Here is a 12,732-nt window from a genome sequence, read left to right on the forward strand (position 1 = left end):
ATTGATGCCTGGATGTCGTAACTGGTACAAAGCGCTGTTGTTATGCATGGCCTTCTGGGCTCCCTTGTCTCAGGCCGATACAGGCTGGCAACCACTGAAAGAAACGATCCGTAAAAGCGATCGTGATAACCGTGAATACCAGGCTATCCGGCTCGATAACGGAATGGTGGTTTTACTGGTCTGCGATCCGCAGGCCGTAAAATCGCTCTCCGCGCTGGTGCTGCCGGTAGGTTCGCTGGAAGACCCTGACGATCATCTGGGGCTTGCGCATTATCTTGAGCACATGACGCTCATGGGCTCCAAAAAATACCCTGAGCCTGACAGTCTGGCGGAATACCTGAAGCTCCACGGCGGAAGCCATAACGCCAGCACGGCACCTTACCGCACCGCCTGGTATCTGGAAGTAGAAAATGACGCTCTCGATGGCGCGATGGACAGGCTTGCGAACGCGATCGCTGCGCCGAATCTCGATAAAACTTATGCCGATCGTGAACGCAACGCGGTAAATGCGGAATTAACCATGGCGCGTGCGCGCGACGGGATGCGTATGGCGCAAATCAGCGCCGAAACGTTAAACCCGGCGCATCCGGGCTCGCGTTTTTCCGGCGGCAACCTGGAGACGCTGCGTGATAAGCCTGGCAGTCCGCTCCATCAGGCACTGGTGGGCTTTCGGGATAAATACTACTCCGCGAACCTCATGAAAGCCGTGGTCTACAGTAACCGCCCGTTGCCGGAGCTTGCCCGCATGGCCGCGCAAACCTGGGGACGCGTGCCGAATAAAAACCTGACGGTGCCTGAAATCACTACCCCTGTCGTAACACCCGCACAGCAAGGCATTTTTATTCACTATGTCCCTGTGCAGCCGCTTAAGGCGTTGCGCGTTGAGTTTCGCATCGATAACAACAGCGACAAATTCCGCAGTAAAACCGATGAACTCATCGGCTACATGATAGGCAGCCGCAGTCCTGGCACATTATCTGACTGGCTGCAAAAAGAGGGGCTTGCCGAAAGCGTCAGAGCGGACTCCGATCCGGTTGTCGCCGGAAACAGCGGCGTGATGGTCATTTCCGTCTCGCTGACGGATAAAGGACTCGCGCAGCGCGACAACGTCGTAGCAGCCATCTTCCGTTACCTTCAGACGCTTCGTGATAAAGGCATTGATAAACGCTATTTCACCGAGCTTTCTCATGTGCTGGATCTCGATTTCCGCTATCCCTCCATCACCCGGGATATGAATTATGTTGAGTGGCTGGCTGACAGCATGCTGCGCGTGCCCGTTGAGCATACGCTGGATGTGGTAAATATTGCGGATCAGTTCGATCCCCAAGCGGTGAACGCGCGCCTTGCGATGATGACGCCGGAAAACGCCCGTATCTGGTATATCAGCCCTGACGAACCGCACAACAAAACGGCCTATTTTGTCGGCGCGCCGTATCAGGTGGATAAAATCCCGGCGGCAACGCTAAAACAGTGGCAAACGCTCGGGCAGCAGATTTCGCTTACTTTGCCGGAGCCAAACCCTTATATCCCGAGCGATTTCAGCCTGATTAAACCGCAGAAGCCGTATGCGCATCCTAAGCTGCTGGTTCAGGAGCCGGAGCTACGCGTGCTCTATATGCCAAGCCGCTATTTCGCCAGCGAGCCGAGAGCGGATATCACCCTGGTGCTGCGCAATGAGCAGGCGATGAACAGCGCGAAAAACCAGGTGTTGTTCGCGCTGAATGATTATCTGGCCGGGATTGCCCTTGATCAGCTGAGCAACCAGGCCTCCGTAGGTGGCATCAGTTTCTCCAGCAGCGCCAACAGCGGGCTGATGATTAGCGCGAATGGCTACACCCAGCATTTACGTAAGCTGTTCCTGACGTTGCTGGACGGCTATTTCAGCTATGAGCCTACCGAGGATCAGCTGGCGCAGGCGAAATCCTGGTATAAGCAGATGCTGGCATCGGCGGAGCAGGGCAAAGCCTACGATCAGGCTATTATGCCGGTACAGATGGTCTCCCAGGTGCCGTATTTCCAGCGTGAAGCGCGCCGCGCGCTGTTGCCTGAAATCACACTTAAGGACATTCTCGCTTATCGCGAGAGCCTGAAAACCCATGCCCGCGCGGAATTCCTTGTGGTCGGCAACCTGGCCCCTGAGCAGGTGAAAAATTTCACACAGGAGGCCGTTCGTCAGTTGGGCTTGAAAGGGAAAAGCTGGACGCGCACCCGGGACGTCAGCGTAGATAAAGCGCAGCAGGCTATCTTTAACAAAGCGGGCAGCAGCACGGATTCCGCCCTGGCCGCGCTGTTTGTGCCAGTCGGGTATAACGAGTCGACCAGCTCTGCCTGTAGCGCCATGCTTGGACAGATTATTTCGCCCTGGTTCTACAACCAGCTGCGTACGCAGGAGCAGTTAGGTTATGCCGTCTTCGCCTTCCCGATGCCTGTCGGCCGCCAGTGGGGGATCGGTTTCCTGCTGCAAAGCAGCGAAAAGCAGCCCGATTATCTCTGGAAGCGCTATCAGGCTTTCTTCCCGCAAGTGGAGTCGCGGCTTCGCACGCTTAACGCGCAGGATTTTGCTCATATTCAACAAAGTATCATTAACGACATGCAGCAAGTGCCCCAGACGCTTGGCGAAGAAGCCTCGCAGGTGAGTAAAGACTTCGATCGGGATAATTTAAACTTCGATTCTCGTGATAAAGTTGTGGCCGAAATCAGACAGCTGACGCCGCAAAAACTGGCCGACTTTTTCCATCAGGCCGTACTGGCCCGACAGGGTATGACCATCCTCTCACAGGTCTCCGGCAGCCAGAGCCCGCAGGCGCGTTATGCAGCGCCTGAAGGATGGCCGGTGTATCAGAGCGTCAGCGACTTGCAACAATCTTTACCGCTTCTGAGTGATACGCAATGACCGATGAGCCCGCAGCCTCCCTTGATCCCCTCCGCCTGCCCTTAACGGGCGAGCGGTTGATAGAAGCCTCTGCTGGCACCGGGAAAACCTATACCATCGCAGCGCTGTATCTGCGTCTGCTGTTAGGCCTGGGCGGCGAGGCGGCTCACCCGCGCCCGTTAACCGTTGAAGAGCTGTTAGTCGTAACCTTTACCGAAGCCGCGACGGAAGAGCTACGCGGGCGTATCCGCAGCAATATTCACGAACTGCGTGTGGCCTGCCTGCGCGAGCGCACCGACGATCCACTCTACCAGCGGCTGCTGGATGAGATTCCGGATAAACCACTGGCGGCCCGCACGCTGCTGCTGGCGGAACGGCAGATAGACGAGGCGGCCATCTTTACCATTCACGGCTTCTGCCAGCGCATGCTGAGCCTGAATGCCTTTGAATCGGGGATGCCATTCGAGCAGCAGTTAATTGAAGATGAATCGCTGCTGCGTTATCAGGCCTGCGCCGATTTCTGGCGTCGCCACTGTTACCCGCTCGCCAAACCCCTGGCGCGCGTGGTCTGCGAACAGTGGGACGGGCCGGAATCGCTGCTGCGCGATGTAAACAGCTTTCTGCATGGCGAAGCGCCGAAGCTCAAAACGCCACCGCCGGATGACGAAACGATTGAATCGCGCTATGAAAACGCGATAGCGCGTATTGACGAGGTCAAAGCCCTGTGGCGTGAAAACGCTGAAGAGCTGGCGGCGCTGATTCAGAATTCGGGCGTCGATAAGCGCAGCTACAGCAGCCGTTATTTGCCCGCATGGCTTGACCAGATGGCCGCCTGGGCGCAGGAAGAAACCACTTCCTGGCAATTGCCGGGCGCGCTTGAGAAATTTGCCCAGAGTACGCTGCTTGAGAAGACTAAAAAAGGCGACGCGCCACGTCACGCGGTGTTTGATGCAATCGATGCGCTGCTGGCAGAGCCTTTCACCATCCGCGATCTGCTCATTGCCAGAGCGATGGCGGAAATCCGCTACACCGTCGCGCAGGAGAAGCGCCGCCGCGGCGAGCTGGGCTTTGACGACATGCTTAGCCGTCTTGACGAGGCGCTGAATCAACCGGGCGGCGAGGCGCTGGCGGCGGCGATTCGCACCCGTTACCCGGCGGCGATGATCGATGAGTTTCAGGACACCGATCCGCAGCAATACCGTATTTTTCGTCGCATCTGGCTGGGCCAGCAAGAGACCACATTGCTGCTCATCGGCGACCCGAAACAGGCGATTTACGCGTTTCGCGGTGCGGATATCTTTACTTACATGCGTGCTCGCGGGGAAGTAAACGCTCACTATACACTTGATACGAACTGGCGTTCGGCACCAGGCATGGTGGAGAGCGTCAATAAAATATTCAGCCAGATGGAAAACGCGTTTATGTTTCGCGATATCCCTTTTCTGGCAGTGAAGCCTGCCGCGCGTAATCAGTCGTTGCGTTTTACTTTTGCCGGGAAAACACAGCCCGCCATGAAGCTTTGGCTTATGGAAGGCGACGGCGCAGGAGTAAGTGATTACCAACAAACAATGGCGCGCGTCTGTGCGCAGCAGATCCGCGACTGGTTAAGCGCGGGTATGAAGGGTGAAGCGCTGTTGTGGCGCGAAGAGCGTGCGAGACCGGTTCAGGCGTCAGATATTACGGTGCTGGTGCGTAACCGCATCGAAGCGAATCTGGTGCGCGAGGCGCTGAATGCGTTAAACATTCCCTCTGTTTATCTTTCTAACCGCGACAGCGTCTTCGCCACCCAGGAGGCGCTGGAGATGCTCTGGCTGCTCCAGGCCGTGCTGGCACCAGAGGTGGAGACGCGGCTTCGCAGCGCGCTGGCAGCAAGTATGCTCGGGCTGGATGCGCCAGCCATTGAGGCGCTCAATGAAAATGAAAACGCCTGGGATGCGCTGGTAGAGGAATTCGACGGCTACCGGCAGATCTGGCTGCGGCGCGGCGTGATGCCGATGCTGCGCGCGCTGATGACGCACCGGCAGGTGGCGGAAAATCTGCTCGCCACACCGGGCGGCGAGCGCAGGCTGACGGATATTCTCCACCTGAGCGAATTACTCCAGGAGGCTTCTGCGCAGGCCGACAGCGAATATGCGCTGGTGCGCTGGTTAGCCCAGCATATCGCCGAGCCGGACGCGAGCGCCTCCAGCCAGCAGTTGCGTCTGGAAAGTGATAAACATCTGGTTCAGGTCGTCACTATTCATAAATCGAAAGGGCTTGAATATCCGCTGGTCTGGCTGCCCTTTATTGCCGATTTCCGCGAGCAGAAACAGGCCTTTTACCACGATCGCGAGACGTTTACGCCGATGCTCGATCTGAGCAACGCTGAAGAGAGCCTTGAACTGGCGGAGATGGAGCGGCTGGCGGAGGATTTACGTCTGCTTTATGTGGCGCTGACGCGCTCCATCTGGCATTGCAGCCTGGGCGTGGCGCCGCTCTTTCGCCGCCGTGGCGCAAAAGAAGGGGAAACCGATCTCCACCGCAGCGCGCTTGGCAGGCTGATTCAACAAGGCGAAGCGCTGGATGCGAACGGCCTGCGTCGCTGTATTGAAGCCTTATGCGATGAAAATCTGGCGCTGGAGATCCCGGGCGAGCCGGATAACACGCCCTGGATGCCGCCGGAGTCAGCGCCGCCGACGCTTGCCGCACGTGAGCTGCAACGACGCATTATTGATGAATGGCGCGTCACCAGTTATTCAGGTTTACAACAGCATGGTGCAGGGCGCGCGCTGGATCTGCTGCCGAAGCTGGATCTGGACGGCGCGGGCGCGCGTGACGTGCCTGATGAACCGGTAATGTCGCCGCATACGTTTCCACGCGGCGCGTCGCCAGGCACTTTCCTGCACAGCCTCTTTGAGGAGATCGATTTTACCCAGCCGGTATCAGCGGAGTGGGTAACGCAGCAGTTGCAACTGGGCGGTTTCGACGAAGCCTGGCAGCCGGTTTTGAGCCGCTGGATAGATGACGTGCTGAGCGCGCCCCTGAACGAGACCGGCGTGTCGCTGAATCAGCTTGGCGCGAAAGATAAACAGGTGGAGCTGGAGTTTTACGTGCCGATTGACGCCGCGCTGCGCCCTGAGGCGCTTGACGCGCTGATTCGCGAGTACGACCCGCTTTCGGCGCAGTGTCCGCCGCTCGATTTCCGCCAGGTGCGCGGCATGCTGAAAGGCTTTATCGATCTGGTTTTCCGCTGGCAGGGGCGTTATTACCTGCTGGATTATAAATCGAACTGGCTTGGCGACAGCCCGGAAGCGTATACGGTGGAAGCGATGTCGCAGGCGATGCAGACGCACCGTTACGATCTGCAGTATCAGCTATACACGCTGGCGCTGCACCGCTATTTGCGCCATCGCCTGCCGGACTATGATTACGAGCGTCACTTCGGTGGCGTGATTTACCTGTTTTTGCGCGGCGTGACGAAAGAAGATATGCGCCAGGGCATCTTTACGACTCGCCCGGCGCAGGCGCTGGTCACGGCAATGGATGCGCTGTTTGCCGGCGCGGAGGAGAAAGCGTCATGAAAATGCATCAACTGATCCAGCAGGCCGTAGTGCAAAAGCTTTTGCGCCCGCTGGATGCCCAGTTTGCGATGATGGTGGCAAGCGATGATGAACCGGCGGTGATGCTCGCCGCCGCGCTGGTGAGCCGCGATGCCGGTGAAGGCCACGTCTGTATGCCGCTCTCCCGGCTGTGTGCAGCGCACTGCTTCGCCGGGCGTCACGATGAAATGGCGCAAACGCTATTTGAGGCGGCGGGCAATCCGGACGACTGGCGCTCGCTCTTACTGGCATCGCCTGCGGTGAGTGAGGACGACGCGCCGACGCCGCTGAAGCTCATCGGCGAGCGTTTGTATCTGAACCGTATGTGGCGTCATGAGAGGGCGGTCGCGGCGTTCTTTCGCGAGCGTAACCATAGTATTGAACTGGAAGAAGCGCGCCTGAGCGCGGTACTGGAGGCGCTTTTTGGGCCACCAGGCGATGAAGTGGACTGGCAGAAAGTGGCGGCGGCAGTCGCGCTCACCCGGCGCATCTCGGTGATTTCCGGCGGGCCGGGCACCGGGAAAACCACCACGGTTGCGAAACTGCTGGCGGCCATGGTGCAGCTCTCGGAAGAGAAACTGCCGCGTATCCGCCTTGCCGCGCCGACCGGTAAAGCCGCGGCGCGCCTGACGGAATCGCTCGGTGCTGCGCTGCGTCGTTTGCCACTGAGCGACGCGCAGAAAAACGCGCTGCCGGAAGAAGCCAGCACGCTGCACCGCCTGCTGGGTGCGCAGCCGGGCAGCCAGCGTCTGCGCTACCACGAAGGTAACCCGCTGCATCTGGATGTTCTGGTGGTGGATGAGGCTTCGATGATAGACCTGCCGATGATGGCGCGGCTTATCGCGGCGCTGCCGGACCATGCGCGGGTGATTTTTTTAGGCGATCGCGATCAGCTGGCGTCCGTGGAGGCGGGCGCGGTGCTCGGTGATATCTGCCACTACGTGAACCACGGTTTTACCACTGAACGCGCCACCGAGCTTGCCCGCATCACGGGGTGTCACATTAACGGCGGTGAGCCGCATCCGGCCGGGGCGCTGCGCGACTGCCTGTGCCTGCTGCAGAAAAGTTATCGCTTTGGCAGCGATTCCGGCATTGGGCAGCTCGCGTTTGCCGTTAATCGCAGCGATCATCGCGCCGCCAGAGCGACGTTTAGCCGGGGCTTTGACGATATCGCCTGCAAGACGCTGGCGGGTAACGATGACTACGCCCAGATGATTGACGAGACGCTGGCAGGCTACGAGCGGTTCTTAACGCTGGTACGCGAACGTGCCGAGCCGGAGGCGATTCTTGCGGCCTTCAGCGAATTCCAGATGCTCTGCGCGCTGCGTGAAGGGCCGTTCGGCGTCGCCGGGCTTAACGAGCGTGTGGAACATGCGCTGGCGCAGCGGCGTCTGATTCGTCGCACGCCGCTGTCGCGCTGGTATGAAGGGCGGCCGGTGATGATTTCGCGCAACGACAGCGCGCTGGGGCTGTTTAACGGCGATATCGGCGTGGCGCTGGATCGTGGCGACGGCCTGCGCGTCTGGTTCCCGATGCCCGGCGGCAAGCTGAAACCCGTCGTGCCAAGCCGCTTGCCGGATAATGACACCGCGTGGGCAATGACGGTGCATAAATCACAGGGTTCGGAGTTCGATCATGCGGCGCTACTCCTGCCAGGGCAGTTCGCGCCGGTGGTCACGCGGGAGCTGGTCTATACGGCGATTACGCGCGCGCGGCGGCGGTTGTCGCTGTATGCGGATGAGCGGGTGCTGGAGATGGCCATCGCGACCAGAACAGAACGGCGCAGCGGCCTGATGGCCTGCTTTGAACAATAAGCGCGGCCCGGCGATGGCCAGGCCGCAGCGGGGCTGTCAGGTTAAATCCGCCATCAGCACCTTTGAGCGGCGCTGATAGTTGTACATCTGTTTTTTGCTTTCGGGCAGCAGGTCGATATCCACCGGCGCGAACCCGCGCTCCTGGAACCAGTGAATGCTGCGGGTGGTTAGCACAAACAGTTTGGATAAACCCATCTGTTTGGCCTGGGTAGCGATGCGCTGCAACAGGACTTCGCCGCGCGCTGAACTGCGATAATCCGGATGCACGGCCACGCACGCCATCTCGCCGATTTTCTCTTCCGGGAAGGGGTAGAGCGCGGCGCAGGCGATGGTCAGGTTATCGCGCTGGATAATCGTGAATTTGTCTATTTCCATCTCCAGCTGTTCGCGCGAGCGGCGCACCAGAATGCCCTGTTGCTCAAGTGGCCGGATAAGCTCCAGAATGCCGCCGATGTCATTAATGGTGGCGCGGCGGATCTGCTCGGCGCTTTCCATCACAATCTGCGTGCCGATGCCGTCACGGGAGAACAGCTCCTGCAGCAACGCGCCATCTTCCTGATAGCTAATGAGGTGGCAGCGACGCACGCCGCTGCGGCAGGCTTTAACCGCGCCACGCAAAAAGCGCACGGTACCGGAGTGATAGTCGCCTGCCGCTTCCAGCGTGTCGAGCCGCGCCTGCGCCTCGTTCGGGAACAGCTCGGAAATAATGTCGCCGTCGTCGCTCATCACGCCCTGCGACGAGCAGAACCCAATCATCTTCTCAGCCTTGAGCTTGATGGCAAGCTGGGTGGCGACTTCTTCAGACGTCAGGTTGAAGCTCTCGCCCGTCACCGACACCGCCACCGGCCCGAGCAGCACAATCGCGCCGCTGTCGAGCTGGCGGTGAATAGCGTCTTCATCGATGCGGCGAATACGCCCGCTGTGGCAGTAATCGACGCCGTCATCCACGCCGAGCGGCTGTGCGATGATAAAGTTGCCGCTCACCACATTAATATGCGCGCCCTGCAGCGGCGTGTTGCCGAGGCTCATTGAGAGACGGGCGGTGATATCGAGCTGCAACAGCCCGGCGGCCTGCTTTACCAGCTCCAGCGTTTTGGCGTCGGTGACGCGGGTGTGTTTGTGATAAACCGGTTCATGATGGTGTTCGGCAAGGTTAGCGTCGATTTGCGGACGCGCGCCATAGACCACCACCAGGCGGATGCCAAGACTGTGAAGAAGACCTATATCGTTGACGATACTGGAAAAGTTTTCATGCTCAATGGCCTCGCCGCCAAGCATGATGACAAACGTTTTGCCCCGATGGGCATTAATATAGGGAACAGAATGGCGGAATCCCTGGACCAGTTCAGTTCGACGCTCCTTCACCACGGCAAAACCTCTCAGTGAATGGTTATTCGTAATTTGTGTATTTTTATTCTTTTATTATCCCATGCGCAAGTGGCAATTTTATGGCGGCGGCGCGTCATTACCGCGAACTTAGACGTTCAAAGGCATTTGTTTACCCTTTTATAGATGACAGTTTCGCTACCATTCGCTAAAGTTTTTGGCCATTTTGGTCGTAAGTTGAGTTATTCGCATTAGTGCTCGGGAGTGGCATGTCAGGTTCCAGTCATCTTTTTAGTCGCCGCCAGCTGTTACAGGGCGCGGGGGCGATGTGGTTATTGAGCGTCAGCCAGGCAGGCCTGGCTGCGTCGGGCCAGGTTATTGCGGTGCGCGTCTGGCCTGCTTCCGCCTATACCCGCGTGACGCTGGAATCTAACCGTGTGCTGAAATATCGCCAGTTCGCGCTAAGTAACCCGGAACGCATCGTGGTCGATCTCGAAGGCGTTAACCTGAACGCGGTGCTAAAAGGCGTGGGCAGCCAGATCCGCGTCGACGATCCGTTTATAAAATCCGCGCGCGTCGGGCAGTTTGACCCGAAAACCGTGCGCATGGTGTTTGAATTAAAGAAAAACGTGACGCCGCATCTTTTTGCGCTGGCACCGGTCGCGGAATTCCGCGAACGTCTGGTTATCGATCTCTACCCGGCTAATGGCACTAACGAGCAGGATCCGCTGCTGGCGCTGCTTGAGGATTACAACAAGGGCGAGCTCGATAAACAGGTGCCGCCTGCCACCAGCGGCCCGCAGCCGGGCAAAGCAGGGCGCGATCGCCCGATAGTCATTATGATCGACCCCGGCCACGGCGGCGAAGACCCCGGCGCGATTGGCAAGAATAAGACGCGTGAGAAAGACGTGGTGCTGCAAATCGCCCGCCGCCTGCGCGCGCTGATTGAACGCGAAGCGAACATGAGAGCGTTCATGACCCGCAACGAAGATATTTTTATTCCGCTGAAAGTGCGCGTGGCGAAGGCCCAGAAGCAGCGCGCCGACCTGTTCGTCTCTATTCACGCTGACGCCTTTACCAGCCGCGCCGCGCGCGGTTCGTCCGTTTTTGCGCTCTCAACCAAAGGCGCGACCAGTACGGCGGCGAAATACCTGGCGCAAACCCAGAATGCCGCGGACCTGGTGGGCGGCGTGAGTAAAAGCGGGGACGTTTATCTCGATCACACCATGTTCGATATGGTGCAGTCGCTGACGATTTCCGACAGCCTGAAATTTGGCAAAGAGGTGTTAGGGCGTCTCGGGCGGGTCAACAAACTGCATAAGAACAAAGTGGATCAGGCGGGCTTCGCCGTGCTGAAAGCGCCGGATATTCCGTCGATTCTGGTCGAAACCGCGTTTATCAGTAATGAGGAAGAGGAGCGTAAGCTTCGCACCGCGACATTCCAGCAGGAAGTGGCGGAGTCGATTCTGGCAGGGATAAAAGCGTATTTCGCCGATGGTGGGACGCTGGCAAGGCGCGGATAACGCGCCTTTTTGACTGGCCGTAAAAGGCAGTCAAAGGGAATGCTGAATTGCAGGCATAAAAAAACACCCGTCAGGGTGTTCATTTTATTGGTTGCGGGGGCCGGATTTGAACCGACGACCTTCGGGTTATGAGCCCGACGAGCTACCAGGCTGCTCCACCCCGCGTCCGTCTTACTGCTTCACATTGTCGCGCTGTGCGCGTTAATTGGTTGCGGGGGCCGGATTTGAACCGACGACCTTCGGGTTATGAGCCCGACGAGCTACCAGGCTGCTCCACCCCGCGTCCGTGGATGCGCACTATACTCCGCTGAGCTTTCGTTGCAACCTTTTTTTAAAACAATAAGCTGAATCGGCGTCAGCTTGCCGAAATATTATCCGTCTTGATGATTCTTTAATCCCGATGCCTGTCTGAAAGGGCTTATGCGTTTCCTTGCGAGCGCCGGTTTGCTATCTTCGCCTGCGGACAGCGCAATAGCGGAGAGAGTCATGAAAGGACGTTGGGCAAAATATCTGGCGGCAGGGGCGATGATCGCGCTGCTTTCCGCCTGTTCCTCCAAACCGACCGATCGCGGTCAGCAATATAAAGACGGCAAATTTACGCAGCCGTTTTCGCTGGTAAACCAGCCGGACGCCGTTGGTGCGCCCATTAACGCCGGAGATTTCTCCGAGCAGGTCGCGGCTATTCGCAGCACCTCTCCGCGTCTTTTTGGCTCTCAAAGCAGCGTCTATAACGCCGTGCAGGAGTGGCTGCGCGCCGGTGGCGATACCCGTTCGCTGCGCCAGTTCGGCATCGATGCCTGGCAGATGGAAGGGGCGGATAATTACGGTAACGTCCAGTTCACTGGCTATTACACGCCGGTGGTGCAGGCGCGCTATACCCGTCAGGGCGAATTCCAGTACCCGATTTACCGTATGCCGCCGAAACGCGGACGCTTGCCGTCGCGCGCCGAGATTTACGCCGGCGCGCTCAGCGATAACTACGTGCTGGCGTACAGTAACTCGCTGATGGATAACTTCATTATGGATGTGCAGGGCAGCGGCTATATCGATTTCGGCGACGGACGCCCGCTGAATTTCTTCGCGTATGCCGGTAAAAACGGCCATCCGTACCGCAGCATCGGTAAAGTGCTTATCGATCGCGGTGAAGTGAAGCGTGAAGATATGTCGATGCAGGCGATTCGCCACTGGGGCGAAACCCACAGCGAGCAGGAAGTACGCGCGCTGCTGGAAGAAAACCCGTCTTTCGTTTTCTTTAAACCGCAAAATTACGCGCCGGTGAAAGGCGCAAGCGGCGTACCGCTGATTGGCCGCGCGTCGGTGGCCTCTGACCGCTCGATTATTTCGGCAGGCACCACGCTGCTGGCAGAGGTGCCGCTGCTGGACAATAACGGCAAGTTCAACGGACAATATGAGCTCAGGCTGATGGTGGCGCTGGATGTCGGCGGCGCGATTAAAGGCCAGCATTTCGATATTTATCAGGGCATCGGCCCGGACGCCGGGCACCGCGCAGGCTGGTATAATCACTACGGCCGCGTCTGGGTGCTGAAAACCGCGCCGGGTGCCGGCAACGTGTTCAGCGGCTGATTATGCTATTCTGAGCAACCTGTCGCCCGGCGGCG

The 12,732-nt window shown here is 58.5% G+C and carries 6 protein-coding genes and 2 tRNA genes; 5 read left to right on the forward strand and 3 right to left on the reverse strand.

What is annotated here, in order from left to right:
* Positions 1-4 precede the first annotated feature (4 nt).
* The 3 genes from ptrA to recD are packed head-to-tail and all read left to right on the forward strand — an operon-like array spanning position 5 to position 8,264.
* A complete protein-coding gene (ptrA, locus tag CSK29544_RS08635; protein WP_029039232.1) occupies positions 5-2,893 on the forward strand; it encodes a pitrilysin in 2,889 nt (962 codons plus the stop codon).
* Positions 2,890-6,432: an exodeoxyribonuclease V subunit beta gene (gene recB, locus CSK29544_RS08640; protein ID WP_029039231.1), complete on the forward strand. Its 3,543-nt coding sequence runs from the start codon at positions 2,890-2,892 to the stop codon at positions 6,430-6,432. Before ptrA ends, recB begins: the two co-directional genes overlap by 4 nt.
* A complete protein-coding gene (recD, locus tag CSK29544_RS08645) occupies positions 6,429-8,264 on the forward strand; it encodes an exodeoxyribonuclease V subunit alpha (protein ID WP_029039230.1) in 1,836 nt (611 codons plus the stop codon). The genes recB and recD overlap by 4 nt, the downstream gene beginning before the upstream one ends.
* Positions 8,265-8,300: 36 nt before the next feature.
* Here the strand turns inward: recD and argA are convergent, their stop codons facing one another.
* The gene (gene argA, locus CSK29544_RS08650) at positions 8,301-9,632 is read right to left on the reverse strand and encodes an amino-acid N-acetyltransferase (protein WP_007701355.1); all 1,332 of its coding nucleotides are present in this window, start codon (positions 9,630-9,632) and stop codon (positions 8,301-8,303) included.
* Positions 9,633-9,859: 227 nt separating this feature from the next.
* Between argA and amiC the strand changes: the two genes are divergently transcribed.
* Positions 9,860-11,113, forward strand: coding sequence for an N-acetylmuramoyl-L-alanine amidase AmiC (gene amiC / locus CSK29544_RS08655; protein WP_007894455.1), 1,254 nt, complete (start codon positions 9,860-9,862; stop codon positions 11,111-11,113).
* An 88-nt stretch (positions 11,114-11,201) separates the two neighbouring features.
* Here the strand turns inward: amiC and CSK29544_RS08660 are convergent.
* Together CSK29544_RS08660 and CSK29544_RS08665 are read right to left on the reverse strand one after the other, a co-directional pair.
* Positions 11,202-11,278: transfer RNA gene (locus tag CSK29544_RS08660), tRNA-Met, on the reverse strand.
* A gap of 41 nt (positions 11,279-11,319) precedes the next feature.
* Positions 11,320-11,396: transfer RNA gene (locus CSK29544_RS08665), tRNA-Met, on the reverse strand.
* A gap of 203 nt (positions 11,397-11,599) precedes the next feature.
* On the opposite strand from CSK29544_RS08665, the gene mltA reads away from it, so the two are divergent.
* Entirely contained in the window at positions 11,600-12,697 is a 1,098-nt protein-coding gene (mltA, locus tag CSK29544_RS08670; protein ID WP_029039229.1) for a murein transglycosylase A, read from the forward strand.
* Positions 12,698-12,732: the final 35 nt, after the last annotated feature.

Source organism: Cronobacter sakazakii, assembly GCF_000982825.1.
Classification (GTDB): Bacteria; Pseudomonadota; Gammaproteobacteria; order Enterobacterales; family Enterobacteriaceae; genus Cronobacter; species Cronobacter sakazakii.